Origin of the sequence: Paenibacillus sp. S02, from assembly GCF_019454065.1 — a bacterium.
GTDB classification, from domain to species: Bacteria; Bacillota; Bacilli; order Paenibacillales; family Paenibacillaceae; genus Paenibacillus; species Paenibacillus polymyxa_B.
The window spans coordinates 1395870-1419293 of the sequence record NZ_CP073682.1 but is presented as its reverse complement, the minus strand read 5'-3'; the positions used below and the strand labels follow the sequence as shown (position 1 = coordinate 1419293).

General features: G+C 47.7%; 23 protein-coding genes. 4 read left to right on the top strand and 19 right to left on the bottom strand.

The genetic code is table 11. The features are described from left to right. Positions 1-39: 39 nt before the first annotated feature. Positions 40-942: a non-homologous end-joining DNA ligase gene (ligD, locus tag KAI36_RS06130; RefSeq protein WP_220027257.1), complete on the top strand. Its 903-nt coding sequence runs from the start codon at positions 40-42 to the stop codon at positions 940-942. Between the two features lie 69 nt (positions 943-1011). Here ligD and KAI36_RS06125 read toward each other — a convergent pair whose 3' ends face one another. Beyond that, on the bottom strand, positions 1012-1956 hold the full coding sequence (locus KAI36_RS06125; protein ID WP_025720446.1) for a YitT family protein: 945 nt from the start codon (positions 1954-1956) through the stop codon (positions 1012-1014). A 195-nt stretch (positions 1957-2151) separates the two neighbouring features. Further along, the gene (gene cls / locus KAI36_RS06120) at positions 2152-3582 is read right to left on the bottom strand and encodes a cardiolipin synthase (protein WP_023987450.1); all 1431 of its coding nucleotides are present in this window, start codon (positions 3580-3582) and stop codon (positions 2152-2154) included. A 121-nt stretch (positions 3583-3703) separates the two neighbouring features. Here cls and KAI36_RS06115 point away from each other — a divergent pair, with 121 nt between their 5' ends. Then, the gene (locus tag KAI36_RS06115; protein WP_075153895.1) at positions 3704-4735 is read left to right on the top strand and encodes a M23 family metallopeptidase; all 1032 of its coding nucleotides are present in this window, start codon (positions 3704-3706) and stop codon (positions 4733-4735) included. A 45-nt stretch (positions 4736-4780) separates the two neighbouring features. Then, positions 4781-5242 (top strand): bactofilin family protein, encoded by a 462-nt coding sequence (locus KAI36_RS06110; RefSeq protein WP_025720451.1) that lies wholly within the window; start codon positions 4781-4783, stop codon positions 5240-5242. Positions 5243-5281: 39 nt separating this feature from the next. Here KAI36_RS06110 and KAI36_RS06105 read toward each other — a convergent pair whose 3' ends face one another. The 16 genes from KAI36_RS06105 to KAI36_RS06030 form a co-directional block, all read right to left on the bottom strand. After that, on the bottom strand, positions 5282-6367 hold the full coding sequence (locus KAI36_RS06105) for an AI-2E family transporter (protein ID WP_023987447.1): 1086 nt from the start codon (positions 6365-6367) through the stop codon (positions 5282-5284). Positions 6368-6609: 242 nt separating this feature from the next. Continuing rightward, entirely contained in the window at positions 6610-7392 is a 783-nt protein-coding gene (locus tag KAI36_RS06100) for an ABC transporter permease (RefSeq protein WP_025720453.1), read from the bottom strand. Continuing rightward, complete coding sequence (locus KAI36_RS06095) at positions 7385-8305, bottom strand: ABC transporter ATP-binding protein (RefSeq protein WP_220027256.1); 921 nt, start codon at positions 8303-8305, stop codon at positions 7385-7387. The genes KAI36_RS06100 and KAI36_RS06095 overlap by 8 nt, the downstream gene beginning before the upstream one ends. 109 nt (positions 8306-8414) lie before the next feature. Continuing rightward, complete coding sequence (locus KAI36_RS06090; RefSeq protein ID WP_220027255.1) at positions 8415-8906, bottom strand: hypothetical protein; 492 nt, start codon at positions 8904-8906, stop codon at positions 8415-8417. 131 nt (positions 8907-9037) lie between these two features. After that, positions 9038-10015 carry an LCP family glycopolymer transferase gene (locus KAI36_RS06085; RefSeq protein ID WP_220027254.1) on the bottom strand — a complete coding sequence of 326 codons (978 nt, stop codon included), beginning with the start codon at positions 10013-10015 and terminating at the stop codon, positions 9038-9040. A gap of 14 nt (positions 10016-10029) precedes the next feature. After that, entirely contained in the window at positions 10030-11370 is a 1341-nt protein-coding gene (locus tag KAI36_RS06080) for a UDP-glucose dehydrogenase family protein (protein WP_220027253.1), read from the bottom strand. A gap of 51 nt (positions 11371-11421) precedes the next feature. Continuing rightward, the gene (locus tag KAI36_RS06075) at positions 11422-12231 is read right to left on the bottom strand and encodes a WecB/TagA/CpsF family glycosyltransferase (protein ID WP_220027252.1); all 810 of its coding nucleotides are present in this window, start codon (positions 12229-12231) and stop codon (positions 11422-11424) included. Continuing rightward, positions 12209-13450 (bottom strand): glycosyltransferase family 4 protein, encoded by a 1242-nt coding sequence (locus tag KAI36_RS06070; RefSeq protein WP_025720465.1) that lies wholly within the window; start codon positions 13448-13450, stop codon positions 12209-12211. Before KAI36_RS06070 ends, KAI36_RS06075 begins: the two co-directional genes overlap by 23 nt. Beyond that, positions 13447-14679: a glycosyltransferase family 4 protein gene (locus KAI36_RS06065; protein WP_220028063.1), complete on the bottom strand. Its 1233-nt coding sequence runs from the start codon at positions 14677-14679 to the stop codon at positions 13447-13449. The genes KAI36_RS06070 and KAI36_RS06065 overlap by 4 nt, the downstream gene beginning before the upstream one ends. Before the next feature lie 696 nt (positions 14680-15375). Continuing rightward, complete coding sequence (locus KAI36_RS06060) at positions 15376-16641, bottom strand: hypothetical protein (RefSeq protein WP_220027251.1); 1266 nt, start codon at positions 16639-16641, stop codon at positions 15376-15378. Beyond that, positions 16628-17971: a flippase gene (locus KAI36_RS06055; protein WP_053324853.1), complete on the bottom strand. Its 1344-nt coding sequence runs from the start codon at positions 17969-17971 to the stop codon at positions 16628-16630. Before KAI36_RS06055 ends, KAI36_RS06060 begins: the two co-directional genes overlap by 14 nt. Before the next feature lie 77 nt (positions 17972-18048). After that, on the bottom strand, positions 18049-19038 hold the full coding sequence (gmd, locus tag KAI36_RS06050) for a GDP-mannose 4,6-dehydratase (protein WP_013309172.1): 990 nt from the start codon (positions 19036-19038) through the stop codon (positions 18049-18051). Between the two features lie 21 nt (positions 19039-19059). Further along, positions 19060-19998 (bottom strand): GDP-L-fucose synthase, encoded by a 939-nt coding sequence (gene fcl / locus KAI36_RS06045; RefSeq protein WP_220027250.1) that lies wholly within the window; start codon positions 19996-19998, stop codon positions 19060-19062. Between the two features lie 36 nt (positions 19999-20034). After that, complete coding sequence (locus KAI36_RS06040; RefSeq protein WP_023987434.1) at positions 20035-20733, bottom strand: sugar transferase; 699 nt, start codon at positions 20731-20733, stop codon at positions 20035-20037. Between the two features lie 85 nt (positions 20734-20818). After that, entirely contained in the window at positions 20819-21505 is a 687-nt protein-coding gene (locus tag KAI36_RS06035) for a CpsD/CapB family tyrosine-protein kinase (protein ID WP_023987433.1), read from the bottom strand. Beyond that, entirely contained in the window at positions 21486-22235 is a 750-nt protein-coding gene (locus tag KAI36_RS06030) for a YveK family protein (RefSeq protein ID WP_023987432.1), read from the bottom strand. Before KAI36_RS06030 ends, KAI36_RS06035 begins: the two co-directional genes overlap by 20 nt. A gap of 327 nt (positions 22236-22562) precedes the next feature. Here KAI36_RS06030 and KAI36_RS06025 point away from each other — a divergent pair, with 327 nt between their 5' ends. Beyond that, positions 22563-22931, top strand: a complete 369-nt coding sequence (locus KAI36_RS06025; RefSeq protein ID WP_023987431.1) for a helix-turn-helix domain-containing protein — start codon at positions 22563-22565, stop codon at positions 22929-22931. Positions 22932-22984: 53 nt separating this feature from the next. On the opposite strand, the gene KAI36_RS06020 is transcribed toward KAI36_RS06025, so the two are convergent. After that, the gene (locus KAI36_RS06020; RefSeq protein ID WP_025720481.1) at positions 22985-23167 is read right to left on the bottom strand and encodes a hypothetical protein; all 183 of its coding nucleotides are present in this window, start codon (positions 23165-23167) and stop codon (positions 22985-22987) included. Positions 23168-23424: the final 257 nt, after the last annotated feature.

Sequence of the window (23424 nt, the reverse complement as noted above, 5' to 3'; positions counted from 1 at the left end):
AAAGATTTTGCTGCATGTTAGCCAAAGGAGGATAGCACTATGGGACAAGCCGTTAAAGGTACTATTACCATTGAAGGCCAGGAAATTCCTATCACAAACCCGGATAAACCACTGTGGCCTGAAGCAGGCGTGACTAAGGCGCTATATCTTCGCAAGCTGGCGGCATTAGCTCCCTTCCTGCTCAAATATTGCCATCATCGTCTGCTGACCGTCATTCGCTGGCCACATGGGATTCACGGTGATTTTTTTTATCAGAAAAATGCCCCACGTCCTCGGCCGGACTATATTGAAACCGCTCTGCATGATGGTATTGAATATATCGTGCTCGGCAAATTGCCACAACTTCTCTGGCTTGGTAATCAAGCTGCGTTGGAATTCCACCCCTCTCTGCATGAAGCGGGAAGCAAGCTGCCCTGTGAATGGATGATTGACCTTGATCCATCCAGAGAGGTGGAGCCACGTATTATGGAGGCAGCCTCTATTGTCGGTGAAGTACTGGCTTCGCTTGGTTTGGATTCCGTCCCCAAAACATCCGGGGCCACAGGTGTACAAATTATCGTTCCGATCCGTACAGGCATAACCTTCGACGAACTTCGCAGCATCGGGCTATTAGTTGGACAGTTTGTGACAGAAAAGCACCCGCATCTGTTCACACTCGAACGGTTAAAGAAGGATCGGGGAACAGCCATCTATTTTGATTATTTGCAGCATTATCAGGGGAAAACTCTGGCCGCTCCTTATACCCCGCGGGCACGCCCCGGCGCTACGGTCTCCACTCCGCTAACATGGGAAGAGGTACGGCAAGATGTATCACCACTTGACTACCATTTGCTGAATATTGAGGAACGACTAAACCAGGTAGGCGACTTGATCGACAAGGTTCCTCCCCAGCCCGTAGAAGACGTCCTCAAGCATATGCGCACCAAGGCACACCGAACCTGATCAATGCTTGGAAGAACAAAAAAGGGGACGAACCCCGCAGCCATTAGGCTGAGAAATTGTCCCCTTGCGCTAGTGTATTCCTTTTTTCTTAAAGCGTCCGCCCTTCACATCGTGAATGTTACCGATCGCAACGAAAGCGTGCGGGTCCCAATCTTCAACGATGCTCTTCAGCTTCGCTTCCTCCAGTCGGGTAATGACGACGAAAATCACTTTCTTGCTTTCGCCTGTAAAGCCGCCTTCACCTTCCAGATAAGTTACGCCCCGTCCAAGACGGTCTGTCAGGGCATCCCCGATATCACGGTATTTTTCACTAATAATCCAGACCGATTTGGACTGATCCAGACCCTCAATTGTAATATCAATCATTTTCATGGCGATATAATAAGCAATCATGGAATACAGGGCATTCGGCCAACCGAACACAAAACCTGCACTTCCCAGAATAAAGATATTAACGAACAGTACGATCTCACCGACCGAAAAAGGAGTTTTTTCACTGACGAGAATAGCTACGATCTCTGTTCCATCCAGCGAGCCGCCGGACCGAATCACAAGACCCACCCCAACGCCGAGAATGACGCCCCCAAAGATAGCACCCAATAGTGGTTCGCCAGGAGTCAATGCACTTACATTGTGAAGTAACGCGGTACCGATGGACATCACGATAATGCCGAATAATGTGGATAAAGCGAAGGTTTTACCGATTTGTTTGTATCCGATAAGTAAAAATGGAAGGTTCAACAGGGTCAGGAAAATGCCGAGCGGATAGCCAGTAATCTTGGAGGCCATGATGGAAATACCTGTAACGCCTCCGTCAATAACGCCGTTAGGAACCAGAAATATTTCGAGGCCCACTGCCATAAGCGCCGCACCGAAAATAATCATGGCCGCACGCTGAAACAGGCGTTTTGCTTTGTTCTTCGGATTAGCTGGAATTTTGCTGATCTTGGTCAACTCTCCGGTTACATCTGTGATATCAGACAGATTTTGAACTTCCTTGCTCACTACACTCATATATAAATCCCCCCGTTACAGTATGGTATATTGGACCGAAAAAGGGGCTGCTATCCGCAGTCCCCTCTCCTTTACCGCGCTTGTGTTATATGAATAGTATACCATAAAACTGTGATTTTGCGCAAAAAAGTTAGCAAAGAGCACATAAATCACAATAAAGTGGGATTATATCGATAAAAACGGCGAAAACCGCCTTTAAAGGAGTGGAGAGAGCATGCGAGTTAGAATTTCAGCTATTTTCTGAGATCGAGGCCGCCTGCGGAACACGTTTAAATCTATGCGTGAGGAGTTGGAAATGTCCTCTACAAAATCTGCCGAAAGCCGTTCCAGCGCTGAATTAGCAAAAACTATAGCGGTCAACTCAAAATTATAGAAAAAGCTGCGCATGTCCATATTGGCGGTCCCGACCGAGCCGAGTAAATCATCGACAATCACCACTTTGGCGTGAATAAATCCTTTTCGATATTGGTAGAACTCCACCCCTGCCTCCAGCAGTTCTTGCACATAGGATAAAGACGCCAGATGAACCAGCTTCGAATCGGATTGGTAGGGAATAATAATTTTCACATCTACGCCACTGACTGCTGCCAGCTTGAGCGCCTCATAAATCCCCAGATCGGGAATAAAATACGGCGTCGTAATCCAAATCCGCTTTTTGGCAACTGTGAGCGCTCCAAAACACATTTCCTGAATCGTATCCCAAACCTGATCGGGACCGCTGCTCAAAATCTGTACTTCCTCATCCCCGGTGCAGGTATGTGGAGGAAATAAATTCACATCCATCAGCCTTTCCCCTGAGGCCAGCTTCCAGTCGCTAAGAAATGCATTTTGCAGAAAATAGACGCTATCTCCTTCAATCTGCAAATGCGTATCCCTCCAAAATCCCACTTTGGGGTATTTTCCGAGATAATCGTCGCCTACATTAATCCCCCCCACAAATCCGATCATGCCGTCCACTACCACGATTTTCCTGTGATTGCGATAGTTAATCCGGCGGTCCAACGTGGCGAAAAACGGAGGTAGAAAATAATGAAATTCCACTCCCGCCTCACTACAGGTACGAATAAAGGAATAGGGCAAATGGTAGCTTCCTACACCGTCCACAACGAATCGTACCTTTACTCCCTCACGTGCCTTGCGGATCATGACCTCTTGAAACTTTCTTCCGATTTCGTCGGCCCGAAATATGTAAAACTCCACATGGATATGATGTTGTGCATGTTCCATCGCTGTCAGCATAGCCTCGAAGGTTTCCTCACCGTTCGTCAGCACACGTGTGCGATTACATCCAGTCAACGGGTTTTCCGACATACGAATTAACTGGTTAAACAGACGCTCCTGATGCTTGAAATGAGGATTATGCATTTGCTCCACCTGTTCAATCACCTTGGATTGCGCCCACAGACGCTCGCGAAATTCACGAAACAGCTGCGATCCCCCTTTTCGAACCATTTTGCGCTTCTGATAATCCTGTGCAACAAAGTAGTACACGACAAAGCCAATGAGCGGGAAGCAAAACAAAATAAAAAGCCAGGCTACCGCTTTGGACGGCTTGCGAAATTCAAAGAGCAGGATCGTCCCGGTCTGAAAAATAAAAACAATTAAAACCAACAGCAACCACAGCATGTCTAAGCCTCCTTATATATCACGTTTTATACTAAGCTCCAATTTTTTTGACATGTTTGCCTCTTAAGCTGAATAGATAGTAACCAAGCACTATAGGAGCGATGTCCGGAAAGGAGCGATTATGAAAAAAGGAAGCCTAAATCGCCGGATGACCCTGCTTGTTATTCGGGATGCACAGCAACCGCCCAAGCAGCTACAATGCTCTACAGCCGCTGTCATTCTCGTCCCAACTCTTGTGATCGCGTCTATCTCTACACTCGTGATCGGGCTGCAAATCCGTTCTTCCCATATTATCTCCCAAATGGAAACGAATCTTGCTGTCCAGAGTTTGCAGATGGAGGTCACGGTAGCGGACAAGGATGCAGCCATTGGGCGACTACGGCAGGAAGTCATGGAGCTGACGAATCAAGCCACCAATATTCGTGAACGCCTTCAGCGTGTAACGGAGCTGGAACAGCAAATGCAGCAATTCATTCGTAAACACGGAAACTCATCTGCCACAAGTAACCATAAAAAAACCATGACTCCGCTCTCCTGGGATGCTTCCGGCCATATCGGGGGCGAGCTGATCGCAGTGCATGAAAATACTGCCCTCCTAACTCGCCAGGCAATGGATGATTTTCAGGAGATCGAATCTCTGTTGGACACGGTGGAACGTACGGTTCCCCGCTCTATTCAGCAAGCAAATGCCGTACAGCAGAATCTGGAGCGCAAACAAGCCGCACAGCTACTCCAGACTCGTAGGTTGGCTCTTGCCGAGCAAGGGAATCCCTCCATTTGGCCTGTAGGTTCACGGCGAATGACCTCCAGCTTCGGCTATCGCAGCGACCCTTTTACGGGCAGATCTGCCTTTCATTCAGGCGTGGACATTGCCGGACAAACCGGTGATCCTGTCTATGCAGCAGGAGCAGGCACCGTCTTGGAGGCTGCTTCTAGCGGAGCCCGCGGCAAGTGCATCATCATCCAGCATCCTGACGGACTCCAGAGCTGGTATATGCACCTGAGCGGCATGCAGGTGGCTCCGGGGGATCGTGTCCACAAAGGACAGACCATCGGTCTGCTGGGAAGTACCGGGAGAAGCACAGGACCTCATCTTCATTTTCAGATCGTCAAGCATAACCAACCTGTCGATCCATTACTGTATGTACAATAAGGATTTTTCAAAATCTTTACAATAAAAGATTGGGGGAAAACCATCATGTTCAAGGAATCCAAAAAAAAGCTCTCCGCCCCAGCTATGGATACACTGCTTGCTAATGGCACCAGCTTTGAAGGTACAGTTGAGGCAGAGGCCAATATTCGGATCGACGGTCATTTTCAGGGCGATATCCGCAGCACTCGTACTGTCGTCATTGGAGAATCTGCTGTTGTACGTTCGGACATCATCGCACGAGACGTCATTCTTGCCGGTAAGGTGTTCGGCAGCATTACTACAGAAGGACGACTGACCATTACGCCGACAGGTGAACTGTACGGAAATACGGCGACCGCTGCATTGGTCATTTCTGAAGGCGGTATACTGGACGGCACAATTCAAATGAACCGAACAAAGGATGTAGAGTTGTCAACTTCTACGGATGAGTCAAACGACGAAACCCAATCTAGTTTCAGCAAAAACAAGGAGGACAGCCAAGCCGCTCTGCAATCCGAAGCAGGATAAAGTCAGTATATACTCCTTTAAATCCAGTGCATTTTCCATTCATTCCATAATATCCTCCACTCTGCGCTCCAAAAATAATTGGTACACCTTGCGTATGACGATTTTTCCGCACATATACAATGGAATCACCAAAATGATACCCAGAATCCCGAGCAGGTCGCCACCAACTAACAGTAAAATAACGACAGTCAACGGATGAATATCCAGCTGCTTGCCAAAAACTATAGGTGACAGCCAATTATCCTGAATTTGCTGTGCAGCGATCACCACAACCAGCGACCAGAGTGCCATCGAAGGTGATTCGAGTAATCCAATAATAACCACAGGTATAGAAGCAGCCACTGCCCCCACATAGGGAATAAAATTAAGAAAAATCGAAATAACGGCAAGCAGCAAGGCATAAGGCAAACCAATAATTAAAAATCCAAGAAACATCATCACACCCAACGCGACATTAATCAGCACCCGACTCACGATAAAGCTGCTGAGTGCACTATCGATATCTTCCATAACCTCCAATGCGTCCTTGTGATATTTTTTTGGAAAGAAGTTTAGCATTTTAGGGCCAAACTTGCTCCCTTCCTTCAGCATGTAATAGAGCAATATTGGAAAGGTAGCCAATACGATAAAAAAGTAGGACACGAACGATACCAGCTTTACCGAATAATCAGACAGTGTCGAAAAAGCTTCGTTCAACGTATCTGACAGTTGTGACAGCGGGTCTTCACCCGGAGGCAGCACTTGTCTCAAGGATTGATTATGCCGCCATTGGCTCAATTGATCAACCAGACTTTTAATGAGCTTCGGCGCATTTTCAAATAAATTGGTAACTTGATCACGCAGCGTAGGCCACACACCCCATGAGAAAACAAACAATAACACTCCAATGACCAAATAAATCAGCAAGATGGAGATAGATCGTTTGATTTTTCTCCGTTCCATTACATCTACAATCGGCCTCAATAAATAATAGAGGAAAAAAGATAGCATTAACGGTACTACCAGCAAGCTGACCAAGGATACGAGAGGACTAAATATAAAACTTACTTTGGTGCCCAAGTAAATGATGAGTAATAGCATGACGATACCTGTAGTCAGACGAAAAAAACGATTATTTTGCAGCATATCATGCGACCCCCTCTGTTCTGTTTCTCTCTACCTCTTTAAACGCAAAATGACCCTATTGATTGATTCTTGCTGAAAATAGATTACAATATACCCCACGTACGCAGAATGTGTAGCAAAAATGACCTAAATACAGGATAAAATAGTCTTAAATGAGGATTTTGCAAAATCCTTAAATAACAAAAGGACGTCCAAATGCTAGGCATTTGAACGTCCTTTATGTAACTCTAAGACACTTCGATTTAGGTTGAAACATCCCGTTTTACGAAAACCACCCAGGCAATGGCGATAAAAATCACATAATATGCGGCCAGCACGGTGAGCGAAAAGGTTAGACTTGAACTTACCGTACCCGGCGGCATATCTAAATATTTTTTCAGATCCATATGCGTAAATAGAACGTATTTGGTCCATTCAAAACGATCTGTGCTGAACAAGCCAATCGTGTTATAAACTGTTTTGGTGAACATCATGAACAGTGACAGCCCAATCGCCAAGGCACTGGAACGGAAAACAGCGGACAGCATAAAAGCAAAGGCCATCGTCACGAATAAGGCGATATAGCTATACAAGAAATTCAGCGTTACGTAAGATATCGGATCACTGAACAGCGGAACAGAACCCGCTGGTGCATCCTTGGATAACATCACCCATGAGGACAGCGTAACCATCAAGATCAAAATGATCGTTCCGAGCAAACTGAACAAAATCACGGATATATACTTGGACAACAATATCTTGCTGCGAGTCCAAGGTCGGATGAGCAGCAGCTTAATCGTTCCCCAAGTAAATTCACCAGCCACCGAATCAGCGGCTACAATGACCGTAAACGTCGTATTGAGGAAAAATGTAAACAACGTCGTCAACGCAATCCCATCCCACACACTGACCTGATCGGAAACCAGGGAAATCAGCATCGGAATCGCAGCAGTGATGACCGCCAGCAATCCCAGCATAATCCATGTGCGCACACGCAGGTAAATTTTCAGATTTTCGTTATGTACCAGCTTGAAGAAATCACCCAATGACCCCGCCTCCCGTCACTTCCAAAAATTGATCTTCCAGCGTACGGGCAACCGAGCGAATCGCATATACTTTAATGCCATTTGCAGCCAGCAGGCTGTTCATCTCTGCAATCTGTTCCCGCTCCAGATGAAGCAGCAGTTGATTACCTTCGACGCGCCCTGCTCCAGCAAGCGCATAAGCTTGTTCGGCATCATTTACCTCAAAAGCAATTTCCGCCTTTTGCACTTCCTCCCCTGTATTCTTCAGTTGCTTGATATCAACCAGCCGTCCGCTCTGAATAATAGCTACACGGTCGCACATCAGCTCCATCTCGGACAACAAATGGCTTGATACGAATACGGTAATTCCTTCCTTACGGGCCAATTGACGCAAATAATCCCGCAGTTCACGAATACCCTGCGGGTCCAAGCCATTGGTCGGCTCGTCCAGCACAAGCAGCTTCGGTCGATGCAAAATCGCCTGAGCTACCCCAAGTCGCTGCCGCATCCCGAGCGAATAGGTTTTTACTTTATCGTGAATCCGGTTTCCGAGTCCCACCAGACGAATCGCTTCATCCACACGCTCTTGGGTCACTCCAGGAGACATTCGCGCAAAATGCTGCAAATTTTGATAGCCTGTCAAAAACTTGTACATCTCCGGGTTCTCAACAATCGCGCCGACATGGGAAACAGCCTTTTCAAAATCGGTATTGATGCTGTCTCCACAAATATGAATATCGCCCTTGCTGATCGAAATCAGGCCAACCATCATACGGATGGTGGTCGTTTTTCCCGCACCATTGGGTCCAAGGAAACCAAATACCTGCCCCGCCGGAACCTCCAGCGTCAGATCATCCACGATCGCTTTTGAGGAAATGATTTTACTCACACCCTCCATACGTATGACGGGAACCTGTCCTGTCGCTTGCTGCATGCTTTGAAACTCCTTCCATCCGGAGTGAAGCTGTGATCCATTTTACTGTACATTTCCGGTTTTGGAAGTATTGTACCATATTTAACCTTTTAGAAACACCACGCAACCTCTATTCCTTGTCCTTGTATATCCAAAGCACCCGCCACTTCTCATCTTCCTGCGTCACATAACAAGGCTGTACGATATCAAAATTGCCGAATCGGGTCTTGTAATGCTGAGTGACCGTAATACGGTAAACCTTCCCTAACTCTTCTCCATTCTGATCGGTACGAATGTCATATTCAGCCTGCGGCTCCCCCAGTTCAAACGTGAACGTATCCGTCCCCATATCCTGCATAAAAACGTGCGCGCGCTGCTGTACATACGTGGACTTCTCGAATTTCTTTTTCATTTGCGAATGAAAAAACTCCCATGAGCCTCCGAAATTTCCCGATTGCTCCATAGTGTAGAACTCGTTCAGTGCTTCTACCGCTTGATCGCCCTCGCCTGTAGACATCACCCCATGCAGACCCAGCAACAGCAGCCATAACAATCCACATATGATTGCAAAATATAATAGCTTACGGACGAACGCCGAAGCCGCTCTCCTTCTAAACAGCACACATTGCCCCTCCCTCTGTTGGACTATACCGAATTCTCTACAGATGTATGTGGGACAAGCCTTTTTTAGAAGACTTTATAAGAAAATAACGGGTGACCTCCCAATAGGGCACCCGTCTACATAAGGCTTACCTAAGGCGATATGGCCGTGGTAAGCATGTGCTTCTCCAGCACTCCATGGATACGCTGGCGTTCCTGCTCATCCACAATGTAATAATACACGCCGTTGATTTTACGCCCATGTCCCTTCAGCTCAACGGTATCCGTCTGCTTGAGGGACGGACCGATCCGGGTCAGGAAGGTGGTCATATCGTCAAAGGTAATGTCTGTGCGAATCTGCTCCCCCGCTGCCTCCAGTATCGGCTTTACCCTCAACAGCCCTTCCTTGCTGATGGACTGGGCAAGAATTTGCTTGAGTAGCTCCCGCTGGCGGGCATTTCTTCCGAGATCCCCACGTGGATCATCAAAACGCATACGGGCGTAGGCCAGCGCCTCAGCCCCGTTCAAGTTCAAATTGCCCTGCGCAAAATGATGGCCCTCATATTGAAAATCAAGTGGGTTATGAACCTCGACTCCCCCCATAAGGTCCACCATTTTTGCAAACCCTTCCATGTTCATCTGTACATAGTAATCTATCGGATGGTTCAAAAAATACTCTACCGTACGGATCGACATATCCACGCCCCCAAAAGCAAAAGCGTGATTGATTTTGTCCTCACGCCCCCTGCCGATCAGCTCTGTTCGCGTATCACGCGGGATGTTGAACATCAACATAGAGCCTTCGGCAGGGTTAACAGACAAAACGATCATCGTATCCGATCGTCCTGGATCGTGTGACCGCCGATCTACGCCCAGTACCAGCACGGTGAACGGCTTGAACTGGGAGATGGCTGCCGGATTGGGTGTACTTGATCCAGAGTCTGTATCTACGGATCGCCCTGCTCCGCCCGTTGCAAGGGTAGAAACCGCCCCAGGCTGCACGATGCTGCGCGGATGATACATCGCATTCGCCGCTGTTTTAAAGGAATGATACACATAAGCGGTGTAGGCAGTAGCCCCTACGACCAGTAACGCCGCAGCCCCCAATGTCATCTTCAGCCATCGTTTCATATGCAGCCTCCCCTTTACGGATTTACTACAGACTGATGACGATCTACATCCAGATTGTTCAACTGTGGCCTACCGACAGAATAGTATGCAAAGGCAGATTGTCTGATTTGCTCCTCGCTGTACACATTGCGTCCGTCGATCATAATAGGATATTTCATAAGCTCATTCAGCTCACCCAGCCCGATTTCACCAAACTCCTCCCATTCCGTCAAAAGACACAGTGCGTCGCATCCCTCTGCTGCTTCCCGTGCGCTATCTGCCCACGTTACTTCCGAGCTGTCCAGCAGTCTGCGGAAGTTAGCGGTAGCGATCGGGTCATATGCACGAATTTGCGCCCCTGCTTCCAGCAGCGAATGCATAATATCCAGCGCCGGGGCATCTCTTACGTCATCTGTATTCGGTTTAAAGGCCAGTCCCCATATACCAATCGTAGCTCCTTCCAGATCACCCAGCGCCTCTTTTAGCTTACGAATCACGTTAAAACGTTGCCCCTGATTCACTTCTACCACAGATTTAAGCAGCTTGAATTCATAGTCCACGTTGCCAGCAATTTGGATCAGGGCTTGTGTATCCTTGGGAAAACAGGAACCCCCATAGCCGATACCAGCAGACAAAAAGGAGGAACCGATCCGCTGATCCAGCCCCATACCGTGTGCCACGCGTGTAACGTCTGCGCCCACCTTTTCGCAAATATTTGCAATCTCATTAATAAACGAAATTTTGGTCGCCAAAAAAGCATTCGACGCGTACTTGATCATCTCCGCCGAACGGATATCCGTGGTTACGATATTTGTCGTCAGCGGCTCGTGCAGTGTAGTCAGCACTGCGGACACATGCGGATCGGAAGCTCCGATGATGATTCGATCTGGCTGTAGGGTATCTATGACTGCTGAGCCTTCGCGTAAAAATTCTGGAACCGAAGCCACACCAAAAGGATAGTTTGTGCGGCTCGCAATCCAATTTTGAATACGTTCGTTCGTTCCGACAGGCACCGTGCTTTTGGTGACAATTACTTTGTAGCCATTCATGGCGTCTGCCACCTCACAGGCGGCTTCTTCAATATAGAACAGGTTCGCTTCTCCGCCTGGCAGCGAAGGCGTGCCGACCGCCAAAATAATAATTTCAGCTGCCTCCACCGAAGCTGCCGTATCTGTTGTAAAGCTTAGTCGACCTTGTTCTACATTATCTTTAATTAGAGCCTTTAATCCCGGTTCATAAATCGGCACCCCACCTGCACGCAGCTGATGAATTTTGTCCTCATTCTGATCTACACAAACGACGGTATTCCCGAGTGCTGCAAAACAGACCCCCGACACCAGCCCGACATACCCTGCACCAATTACACATAGCTTCAAAGCAACTCCCCCTTTTACATGCTGTCTCATTGCATCCTGCTTTTGCCGACTTCACTTCTCTATATCTCTTCCTGCAGGCTGGTTATGATAGAGCGTAAGCCGTTTGTTTTGCCGATAAGATTTTAGAAAACGGTATACATACATCGGATTGTTATAGGCATACCTCTTCCATAATCGCTTCGGTTCGCAGATCAGACGATACAGCCACTCCAGCCCCAGCTTTTGTATCGCTAGCGGCGGTCTACGAACCTTTCCAGTGATATAGTCAAAGGCCGCCCCTACTCCAATCATCACGCCACGGATGCGGTCTTTGTTTCGATACATCCATATTTCCTGCTTCGGGCAGCCTAAGCTGACGAATATGATATGCGCGCCGGACGCATTGATTTCATCAATGATCCGCTCCTCCTCATCTGGGTGAAGCTCACGAAATGGTGGTGAAAAGCTGCCCGCGATGCGGATTCCGGGGTAATCCTGTTCTACTCTTTCTTTTAAGCTCTCCAGCGTATCTGGCGTACTGCCGTAAAAATATATACTTACCTTCGTTTGTGGCGCACGTTCGCATAACTTGAGCATCAGGCTGGGACCATCTACCCGATCCTGACGCTCAAATCCGTACAGCTTAAGCGCCCATACCAACGGCATACCATCCGGAGTACACAAATCGGCTTGAGTGAGCGCTTTGTGGAACTCGGAATGATTCCCGGCCGTGACAATGGAATGCGTGTTGCAAATACATACATAGCCGTCCTTTCGTTCGACTGCCCATTGTTCCAGCGTGTGTACCGTTTCTTGAAACGTAAGTGCTGCAATATCGGCATCCGCAATCCTTCCAACTCTATATTGGGGCAGCTGTTTCATAATCACGCTCCTCCATCGCCTCGCTATATATCGCCATCAGCTGCTTTACATTCACTTCTTCCGTATAGCGTGCAGCATAGTTTTCCGACACCTTCTGTCTCATAGCTGCATAGTTTTCATAGGCTACTGCACAGCGAATCACAGTCTTTATATTTTCCAAATCATCATGTTGAAAATGGAAACCCGTCACCCCGTCCTCCACGACTTCCTCCAGTGCGCCGAGCCGGCTGCATAATACCGGAGTTCCAACAGAAAAAGACTCTACAATTGTCATGGGAAATCCTTCATACCAAATGGAAGGTACCATGACATACATAGCCCGGCTCATGCAATCCAGTACCGTGTCTCCATCCTGCTTACCGAGAAACCGAACATCTTCCTGCGGATAAGCAGCGGCCAATTCAGCCTTTTCCGGACCATCCCCAATGATGACCAGTCTCAATCCCCCCCGATCCTCCAACTGTGACCAGGCTTGCAGCAGATTGCGAACCCCTTTTTCAGCAGAAATCCGCCCCACAAACAACAAATAGCGATCATTCGGGTCATACTGGGTTTTCACTTTTTTATGATGGATAAAATTCGGCTTTACCGCGATACGATCCAGCGGAATACCGCTTTCGGCAAATTTGTCCCGTGCAAACTCCGTCAGCGCAATATAGCGACTTACCTTGTGCTGCCATGTGCCGATTAGATCGTTGAACTTAATCATCGCCGCCACCGGAATCGTCTGAAGCTGTGAACCTCGATAGCATCCATGACGGATGGAGTGCAGCAGCGTGCCGTGCAGGCATTTTTCACAAACCTTATTCCCTCGCATAAAGGTTGCCGCCGGACAAATCAGCCTGTAATTATGCAGTGTCTGGACAACCGGAATCCCCAGCCGTTCACAAGCATGATAGACCGAAGGAGATATAACCGGGAAAAAATTATGCACATGCACCACATCCGGCTTCACCTGTAAAAGCAGCTTCTTAATTCTTTTGAATTCCGGCAGGGACCATGCCGCCTCTACTGCCAGCTTTGCCATGTTCGCTAGCCCTCTGCTTTGAATGCTGTCGTTGTGCACATAGTAATGCTCTGTCTCTATTCCTCTGGAACGCAGCATAGCCGATTCTTGCTCGACAACCTTGTCTTCTCCCCCGCTTTGCTGATAAAAGTTATGGATGATCAGCACCTTGCTTACAGGAGGGTTCATCTGTCTGCTGACCTGTTGGCTCACGTGGCTGCCCCTCTTTCCTGCGTTGATTGCATAACGTGGTTAGAATTCCCGGGCTTGATCCCTTGATGGCTTACTATTTCATCTGCGATGCGATCCCACGACATACGCTCGACCGTAAGGAAGGCCTTCTCCGCCATACTTCGTCTCAGCTCAGCATTATCCAGCAAAGCGCCTATCCGATCAGACCATTCCTCTTCTGAAAAGCTTCTCAGCATCACTCCGCTCACTCCGTCCTCAATCAAGGTAACCGAGCCCCCGTTTACCGAAGAGATAATCGGAACGCGAAACAGCATGCTTTCCAGCAGCACCATACCAAAAATATCGTATTGGGTCGGAAACAGCATCACATCCGCCGCTCCGTAAACCTGCCACAGATGACGTTGTTCCACTCTTGAAAAATGTATAATACTGTCCGTTATTCCCAGTTCATGAGCATATGTCCAATAGCGATCTGTGTCCGTCTTCCGTCCATTCCCGACCATTAACAAAAGGCAGCTAGGATGCTTTTGGAGTACCCTTTTGAACGTACTCAGCATAAAACGTATATTTCTCCGTTCCTCCAGTACACCAACATACAGTAGCACCGGACGATCTCCGATTCGACGCAACTCATTCGCGACCTCACGGTTTTCCTCACGTTCTCCGCTTATGTCTTCACTGTTGTTACTGGTGTCACTGTCGGATGCTCTCTCTACTTTACTGCGATCCAGCCCGACTCCAATCGTAACCACGTTGTCAAAACCTTTATTCTCTAGATAGCGCTTGGCGAGGTCGGATTTGACATAGGTACAGCGTAGAGATTTTGTTACCTTCGGCAGCAGCATAATATCGTACAGTTTGCGGATCAGCGCGTGCGTGTTATCCCGGTATGGACCGTGATACAACGCCAGCTTATCAGGACATTTGCGGGAAAGCAGATAGGTCATGATCTGGTTGTATTCTGTAGTAATGACCAGACCATAAGCATCCAGAAACGAATCTTTGAGAACATCTCTGTAGATGCTGTTGCTTAAGAACTTAAACCCGTGGAGCCAGATTATACGCAAGGTGCATCCTTCGTGACGGTATACTTGTTCCAGATGGGTTTCCTTACGATCGTTGTAGTAAACAATATCGCAATCGTAGCCTTTTCGAACGAGTGCTTTGCCCAAACCGACTTCCTGTAAATTGTATGAGTCCCCGTTCACCTTGCTGGCAAAATTGCGGAGATACAATATTTTTTGAATCATCATCAGGGCTCCTGCCATTTCATATTGGGTGAGTTATGGCGGCGGGGTTTAGAGACCGCTGCGCACTCCATTTGATCTTCCGATCGCTGTTGCAGTGGGATTCTTGGATATATAAACATTCCGAGGTAAGAATCCCACTGCAAAGGCGAAAGCTAGCGCTTCTTCAGATTCAAATGGACCACTCTGCTACTGACCGCCGGGTCCATAAAGTCACCCCATTTCAAAAAAGGGAATGCTGGGCATGAAATGCCATCGCTGCGCGATATACGCGAGCGAATGCACGCAGGCGTTGACTGCGCGCTACCTTGTATACCGATCACATTAGCGATAAACGATTGAACAGCATAGAGCTACTACCGCCGGGCTGACACAAGACCTTAACTAGGCTTGATTGTTGCTTGCCGTGAGTGTTATCCACCAAACGCTGTCACCCTGACAGAGAACGGTACAGAGCATTAATTTTGCCGGCATACATGCCCGGCGAGAAGTTCGCGGCGATAGGGCGAAGCTATCGCCATATGGCTCTTACTTTCCCCACCTTATGGGCTGGGGGAAATTCTTTTTGGTGACGGCGGGACGTAGCGAAGGGTAGGATTTGAATCTGGAGAAGCGTAGCGTTCGCCTTTGACGGGGGATTCCGCCCTCTTGCAGGGCCTATTCAATCCAGGGAATTCCTCGTCAACAGCGATCGGAAGATCAAATCCGTCCCGAAGCGGCCTCCCCCCTCCAAACTGAATGCTCCCCCTGCCGCCTTTCCTCCGTCATCTGCATATTAAAATGATCTGCCCCTTTGAGCTGGGCAGCTGCCATATCTGCCACTAGAGTCACACTCGATTCCATCGGCACAAAGCGGTATTTGTAGGCTGTAAGCCGATGATCCGTTTCGTGAAATAAAATATCCTGAGCGTAATTCCCCCATCGGTCCTTGGGCATCAAATCAATGGTCATGCCGGCATGCGCAGAGGGCAGCAGCATATTAGAACCGTGGATACCGATTACTAATCGGCTGGCTGCGTATACCTCGCAGACCCGCAGCTCACTTTCCCGGTCAAAGCGTGTGACACGCTCATCAGAAATCCATGCCGGGAAGCTCCCGGTACGCCCAAGTCCAGCGACTGTAAAACGATGATCTGGGAAGCTTTCTCTTAGCCTGCGGAACAGCCGTATGATTTTACTGCGCTGATGATAAATTAGCGGTTTTAGCCCACGTTTAAGCTGTGGAAATTTCTGTACCGCTCTTGCGATATGATGGCTGCCGCTCCACAAGCGATCTTCCCTCCATACGAAGGTAATGCGCGGCTCCGACTCACGCCCCTCATCATAGCGGGAGACACCTGTAAACTGCTCAATATCAAACTGATTGGGATGTGAATATGCCGGGCTGACATACACCTCATCAAAACGCATCAGTTCCTCAATCATCCGATGATGTAGTACAGGATAAAAGTTTCGTGCCCTGCTGAACGGCACATCAACCGTCCAAATTTCAGACACGTATGCTGGTACCATCCATTCCAGCGACTTTTGCACAATGACGATGATGCCTAGGTCCGGCGATTGCTCGTATTCACGTTGCACATTGAGCAGCTTGAGCAAAGCATGACCATACAAATAATCCATTGTGTTGATGATAATCACACGTGTAGAAGCTCTCATTTTATGCACAGTCATGCCGACTGCTAAGTCATAGGAAGGATTCATCAACGATTGCCGCAAAGGCTCTCCGAGCCATTTTCTCGACTTCGCATCACCGGTCAGAATATAGTCAGGCATTTCTACACGATAAGGTGAATACGTGGCATGACCGACCCTCATGTCCTCGAGATATTCGCGTCCGCACCCCTCACACGCAGTGCTGACACATACATGGATTCCCTGCCACAGCACCTCTCCACCACGTACCTTACTTCCACAATGCGGGCACTGTTCCTCATGCCGAACAAACGGTTTAATGGGTATCATGATTGTTCTCTCCAACTTTCGGTACTGTAATATGAACACGCCAGAAGGTCAGGATGGACTTCATCATCCAACCCAAATTAGATTTAACTTCCTTAAATAGCAAATCTAATAGAAATACAGATATCGTAAAGGACAAGATCGTCGCCACTAACGACCCTCGGACACCAAGCAACGGGATTAGCGCGTAATTGAAAGCGATATTCGTAACCGCACCCACCACCGAGGTCAGCAGCGTGTATCTGAACAAATTTTCATTGGTAATAAACAAGCTTTTAGCAACACTGAAGTTGGTGAAAAACAGACGAATCGCAAACAGAGACAACAGCGAACCTGCTTCGGTAAATTCTTTCCCATACAGCACAACCACTACCCATTGGGATAGAAAAAATAAAGGTACCGAGGTCACAAGAAAGCATATAAACATCAGGCGATACACCGTAGACAATGTCTGTCTGTATTCGTCGCTTCCTTTCTGCTTGGAGCGGGTTACTACTGGAGCATAGGCCGTTGTCAGAACAACCGGAATGAAGCCCAGCACTTCGATAAGTCGGAGTGCAACGGAGTATTGCCCAACCGCAGCGTTCCCCAGCAGTTCACCGATAATGACTTGATCGATCCGTGCCTGTACATATACAGCGGAGGATGACAGTATTAGCGGCCAGCTGTGATTCATGATTCGCCGAGCTGTGGCTAAACGGAACGTCCATCGGTTCACACGTCGTCCTTCCTTATGGAAGAAATACAGCAGCAGCAGGCTCCCCAACAGAAACTCTCCATGAGCACACAGCGCCACCACCCATATCGGAACACCGGACAACAACAGAATAATTTTGATGGTGGAGCCGAGAACAAAGGCGGTATTCTTGGCAACGACCGTGTATTTGGACAGCATCTGCGCACGAAACCAGTAGTCGATGATATCAAACAATTGAAATACCGAGGCCGTAGCCAGGATCAGATTGATCAATCGCACCGAGCTGTCTTCCGGTCTGAGCAGTGAGATGAAGGAATAGGACAGTACAATGGCTATCAAAGTACCTACCAATTTCAGCAGAACCGCCGTACCCAATAGCTCATGCTCATCCTTGGGGTCTTTGACAAGATCGCGTACTAATATAGAATCAAAGCCAAGGGTCGTGAAAATCAGAAACATCCCGAAAAAGGATTCCGCATAATTCCACTTTCCCAGTTCCTCTGGTCCCAACACTCTCGCCATGATGATGCTGACTGCCAGGCCGAACACCATGCGAATCATTTTGTCACCGAACAGCCATGATGTATTCACCAGCAAACTTCTGCGCGGTTTGGCGCGTTTTTCGACTAATGTCATAGGTTTTACTCCATCTTGAAAAATGACCTTGCGTACAGCGAAGAGACCCCCGCCCAGGCGGATGGCCTCTCCATCTCTTACACGACGACAGAAGCTTCAACTGCAGCCTGCCTTTTTACCCGCTCCAAGTCTGTATCCACCATCATATGAATAAGCTGCTCGAAGCCTACTTCCAATCGCCAGCCCAGCTTTTCTTTCGCCTTGGCACAATCGCCGAGCAATAGATCTACCTCTGCCGGACGGACAAATTGAGGATCGATCACGACGTAATCCTCGTAATTTAGGCCTACATGGGAAAAGGCAATTTGCAGCAGTTCACGCACAGAATGCATTTCTCCCGTGGAAATGACGTAATCATCCGGTTGATCCTGCTGAAGCATCAGCCACATCGCCTTTACATAATCGCCTGCAAAACCCCAGTCTCGCAGTGAATCCAAATTTCCCATGCGCAGCTCTTGCTGCAACCCCAGCTTGATACGAGCTACCGCATCCGACACCTTACGCGTTACAAATTCCAGTCCTCGGCGTGGGGATTCGTGATTGAACAAAATGCCAGAGCAAGCAAACATATCAAAGCTTTCACGATAGTTCACTGTAATCCAATGGCCGTACACTTTGGCGACACCGTAGGGACTACGTGGGTAAAACGGAGTCGTTTCCGTCTGCGGTGTCTCCAGCACCTTACCGAACATCTCGCTGCTTGACGCCTGATAAAAGCGCGCTTCCGGTTTGGCAATTCGAACCGCCTCCAGCATATTGGTGACAGACAGCGCTGTAATCTGCCCTGTAGCCAACGGCTGTGGCCATGAGGCCGCTACGAAGGATTGAGCAGCCAAGTTGTAGACCTCATCCGGGTCGGACTGACGCACGGCTTCGATCAATGAAGCCAGATCGGTCATATCACCGGAAAGCCAGTGGATGTCATTCTGGATATGCGCTACATTTTCAAAGTTCGGTGTGCTGGTTCGTCTGCGCACCCCGTACACCTCATAATCCTTGGACAGCAGCAACTCAGCCAGATAGGACCCGTCTTGTCCGGTAATCCCTGTGATCAGCGCTTTTTTCATTCCCATTCCCCCACCGTTTTTTTATTGTTCAACCAGATCCAGACCTTGAAATGCCTGATACACAGACTTTAATCCCTCTTCTAGTGAAATACGCGCTGACCAACCCAGCTCGGAAATTCGGGATACATCTACCAACTTACGCGGCGTTCCATCAGGAGCTGAGGTGTTAAAGGTAATTTCACCCTCATAGCCGACTACATTCTTCACTCGTTCAGCCAGCTCACGAATGGAGATATCCTCACCTACGCCGATATTTACAATTTCATTTCCCTCATAATTGTTCATCAGGAACAGACAGGCTTCAGCCAAATCATCAGAATGAAGAAATTCTCGCCGTGGCGTACCAGAGCCCCATACTTCTACAGTCGGAGATTGATTCAGCTTGGCTTCATGAAACTTGCGGATGAGCGCAGGCAGCACATGAGAGGTCTGGAGATCAAAATTGTCGCCCGGACCGTATAAATTCGTCGGCATCACAGAAATAAATCGGGTTCCATACTGACGGTTGTAAGACTGACACATTTTAATCCCGGCAATTTTAGCAATCGCATAGGCCTCATTAGTAGGCTCCAGTTCACCCGTAAGCAGATATTCTTCCCGCAACGGCTGCGGAGCAAATTTAGGATAAATACAGGTAGAGCCGAGGAATAACAGCTTGCCCACATTCGCCCGGTATGCCGCATCAATCACATTCGTTTGTATAAGCAGATTGTCACGGATAAAATCAGCCGGATATTCGTTATTCGCCAAAATCCCACCAACCTTAGCCGCTGCCAGAAATACATAATCCACAGGCTCTGTTTCAAAAAAATGATCTACTGCCTCTTTATTGCGTAGATCCAACTCACGGCTTGTGCGAGTAATAATATGACGGTAACCCGTATCCTGAAGCGCTCGGACAATAGCGGAACCCACCAGTCCGTTATGCCCTGCTACATATATGTTGGAATGAAGATCCATAATTATTCCCTACCTTCTTCGTGAAAATGAAAGACTTTAATACGCATCCTTGGAGCCTAGCAGCACACGAAATGTTTTCAGCATAATGATCATATCTGTGCGGAAACTGCGTCTGGATATGTACTCCAAATCCAGTTCTACCATCTGGTTAAAGCTTAGATGATTACGACCGCTGATCTGCCATAAACCGGTGCAGCCCGGTGTAACCGTCAGACGCAGCTTATCCCTCACAGTGTAATCATGGACTTCTCTTGGCAATGGGGGTCTGGGTCCTACCAGACTCATCTGCCCACGCAGTACATTGAACAGTTGTGGCAGCTCGTCGATGCTCGTTCTGCGAAGAAAGCGACCCACGCGGGTAATTCGGGGATCGTCCCGCATCTTGAACATCGCACCCTCAATTTCATTTTCCACCAGCAGTGCGGACAATCTGGCTTCGGCATCAGACACCATGGAACGAAATTTGATCATGCGAAACGGCCGCTCATTTTTTCCAATACGTACTTGATAAAATATTGCACTTCCTTTTGGGTCCTCCAGCTTAATCAGCAAAATGACAAGCAGAAATACCGGGCATAGCACGATGATTCCAATGAAAGACAATATAATATCCATGCTTCGCTTCACGAACGGGTATACGTTCCATCCTTGCCGCCGTTCAAGCCCATGAGCGACCGAATAAACATCCACTGACGCGCCCAGCACTTCGGCCTCGTTCGAGCGGGAAGAAGACACGTCTCATCACCTCGCTCCTTATTGATAAGTATTATTTATACATTGTTAAAAGAATTTTATATACTCTCATTTTCCTCCTTTTTATTCATGTCAGATTACGTTCCTCCATCCCCCGCTCGGCGCGGGTATTCGAACGCTTTACATTATTAAGTACTACACCCAGAATGCGCGCCTTTACTCTTTCCAAATTCGCTTTTGCTTTCTTGACGATATCTTTTTTGACCTTCCCTGCCTGCACCACCAAAATGACTCCGTCACACATGGCGCTTATAATTAAGCCATCCGGAAAGGACAGCAACGGCGGCGTATCCATTAAGATCACGTCATAATGTTCTTTTAGGTCAACCAGCAGAGCATTCATTCTGCGGGAACTGAGCATCTCGGACGGATTGGGCGGGTTCGGTCCGGCTGTAATTGCATGCAGATGGTCAATCCCGGTTTCCTGAACCACATCCTGCCATGCCTGTTGATTGGCAAGCACCCGTGTCAGCCCCGTGTGATTACGCAAACCAAACATATGGTGCAAAGAGGAGCGACGCAGATCCATATCCATAATCAGCACCTTTTTCCCCTCTTGCGCATAGGTTACAGCCAAATTGCTAATCGTGACCGTTCTGCCTTCACCCGCCTGAGCGGACGCCACCATCATAACCTCAATCGGCTCGTCTATAGAAGAAAACTGGATGTTAGTACGAAGCATGCGGTACTCCTCCGAAACGGAAGACTGAGCATGTAGGGATGTAACGAGCTGATTATTGATTAATCGCGGCATATTGCCCTTCACCTACCTGTTTAGGAGTTGTAGTGGAGCTGTCAGAGCGTTTATCTTCTTTTTTCATTTTCGTAATCAGGGATAGGGTAGGCAGACCGAGTTCTTTTTCAATATCCTCTTCATTCTTAAATGTATCATCCAGTACCTCCAGCAAAAACGCCAAGCCTATTCCCAACAATAAAGAGGTGGCAAAAGCAATAAATATCTGTATAGCGGGATTACTGTTCACGGGAACTGCTGGATCATTCAGACTGGCTTCGCTTAGGATGGTGACATTGTCCATTTTCATGATAGAGGGGATTTGCCGTTTGAATACTTTGGCTACCGCATTGACGGTTTTCACAGCCTTCGTATACGATAAATCGCGGATTGTTACATCCATGACCTGTGAATCACCTGCGGTGTTCACTCTTAATTTTGACGCCAAAGCTGACGGAGTGACCTTAAGGTCGGGGAAGCTGGCGACCACCTGATCCATAATCGCCGAGGAGATCATAATTTGCTTATAGGAGTTCGTTAAGGCTATATTCGTTTGCACTACACTGTAATCAACGACACCTGCACGATCCGGTCGTGGCGTCTGGTTGATAATGAGCTTTGCGGTAGCTTCGTAAATCTGCGGGGTAAAATATACATTTTTTATGCCCACTACAGTACATACCAGCAGTACGATGCTACCAATCAACCACATTCTTTTACGGATCAAACGGATGTACTCTTTCAACTGCACAAGACCAGTCCTCCCTGATTGACTTGTTTTCGATGCAATAACGCTTGTACTGATCCTCTGCATAACGGGGAAAAGAACGATGCATGACCCTCTAATCTATAGTAAAATGTTGTATAATAGCGCATAGAAGGTCCAGCCAGCGAATAAGCACAAAATGCTCAATCATCGGTGGCCTCTTAGGGTATATAAACGAAGACATAAGTGAAAACTATGAAATAAAGATACGTTATGTAACTTACATAACTAATTTATGATACAAAACGTATCTTGTCAAGCGTAAAATTGCTTTTTTACCTTTCTTAACCTTGCCTTCAGGAGGAAAAACAGATGAATTATGGCACCCGCATCGCTGAATTACGAGAACATAAGGGATTAAAACAAGAGGAACTAGCGCAATCCCTCGGAATTACGCGGGCAGCTCTTTCTCACTATGAAAAAAATAGGCGCAAGCCAGATTTTGAGATCCTGACCAAGCTCGCTGATATTTTTGGGGTAACGATTGACTACTTGGTGGGACGTACGAGTCATCCGGCGGCAATATTGGATTCAGATGTGAGGGAATTTGTGGACCAGCTTGAACTGTCCGACGAGGATATTCTGCGACGTTTCAACCTGACCATTGACGGACGCACCTTGTCTGAGGAAGAAGCCAAACGTTTTATTGCATTTGTCCGAATGGAACGAATGATGGAATAAAGAACGCGGCCGACTGCCATACGTCTCGCTCAAGTAAGACCAGCCGTTGGAATTTACACGCGCTTGTCCTTCCGGTATGTGGTTCCATCAGCGTCGCTTTCTAGCCATTCTGGTATCGTGATACCACATTGGAGCAAAATGTCCCGGATGTCCAAGTGGATGGCAGCTTTGTCTGCTTTCTGTACGTTGTTTCGAAAAAGAGGGTTGTTCACCCCTAATTCTGTCTCCTTGTTCATTCAGCACTAACCTCGCTTTATTATTCTTGGTCACCGGAAAGAGATTTCCCACAAACCATGTATGTATAGTCATGAACAAAACTATTATATATGAATACATACCTGCAATGTTGTCGTCTTATGACGAGAATATAAAAGGATTTTCTTATTTTTTTCTTCATTATACGTAAAGTATTGGCAAATCAGAACGATTTTCCAACAAAAAAGAACCTGTCAGGTCCTATTTTCTCCTGATAGGTTCTTTTTTGTTTTAATTC

Bases quoted from the DNA above. Each gene is read 5' to 3' on its own strand.
- ligD (WP_220027257.1), top strand. From the start codon at position 40: ATGGGACAAGCCGTTAAAGGTACTATTACCATTGAAGGCCAGGAAATT.
- KAI36_RS06115 (WP_075153895.1), top strand. From the start codon at position 3,704: ATGAAAAAAGGAAGCCTAAATCGCCGGATGACCCTGCTTGTTATTCGG.
- KAI36_RS06110 (WP_025720451.1), top strand. From the start codon at position 4,781: ATGTTCAAGGAATCCAAAAAAAAGCTCTCCGCCCCAGCTATGGATACA.
- KAI36_RS06055 (WP_053324853.1), bottom strand. From the start codon at position 17,971: ATGACATTAGTCGAAAAACGCGCCAAACCGCGCAGAAGTTTGCTGGTG.
- cls (WP_023987450.1), bottom strand. From the start codon at position 3,582: ATGCTGTGGTTGCTGTTGGTTTTAATTGTTTTTATTTTTCAGACCGGG.
- KAI36_RS06095 (WP_220027256.1), bottom strand. From the start codon at position 8,305: ATGCAGCAAGCGACAGGACAGGTTCCCGTCATACGTATGGAGGGTGTG.
- KAI36_RS06065 (WP_220028063.1), bottom strand. From the start codon at position 14,679: ATGATTCAAAAAATATTGTATCTCCGCAATTTTGCCAGCAAGGTGAAC.
- KAI36_RS06075 (WP_220027252.1), bottom strand. From the start codon at position 12,231: ATGAAACAGCTGCCCCAATATAGAGTTGGAAGGATTGCGGATGCCGAT.
- gmd (WP_013309172.1), bottom strand. From the start codon at position 19,038: ATGAAAAAAGCGCTGATCACAGGGATTACCGGACAAGACGGGTCCTAT.
- KAI36_RS06085 (WP_220027254.1), bottom strand. From the start codon at position 10,015: ATGAAACGATGGCTGAAGATGACATTGGGGGCTGCGGCGTTACTGGTC.
- KAI36_RS06020 (WP_025720481.1), bottom strand. From the start codon at position 23,167: ATGAACAAGGAGACAGAATTAGGGGTGAACAACCCTCTTTTTCGAAAC.
- KAI36_RS06125 (WP_025720446.1), bottom strand. From the start codon at position 1,956: ATGAGTGTAGTGAGCAAGGAAGTTCAAAATCTGTCTGATATCACAGAT.
- KAI36_RS06025 (WP_023987431.1), top strand. From the start codon at position 22,563: ATGAATTATGGCACCCGCATCGCTGAATTACGAGAACATAAGGGATTA.
- KAI36_RS06105 (WP_023987447.1), bottom strand. From the start codon at position 6,367: ATGCTGCAAAATAATCGTTTTTTTCGTCTGACTACAGGTATCGTCATG.
- fcl (WP_220027250.1), bottom strand. From the start codon at position 19,998: ATGGATCTTCATTCCAACATATATGTAGCAGGGCATAACGGACTGGTG.
- KAI36_RS06060 (WP_220027251.1), bottom strand. From the start codon at position 16,641: ATGATACCCATTAAACCGTTTGTTCGGCATGAGGAACAGTGCCCGCAT.
- KAI36_RS06035 (WP_023987433.1), bottom strand. From the start codon at position 21,505: ATGCCGCGATTAATCAATAATCAGCTCGTTACATCCCTACATGCTCAG.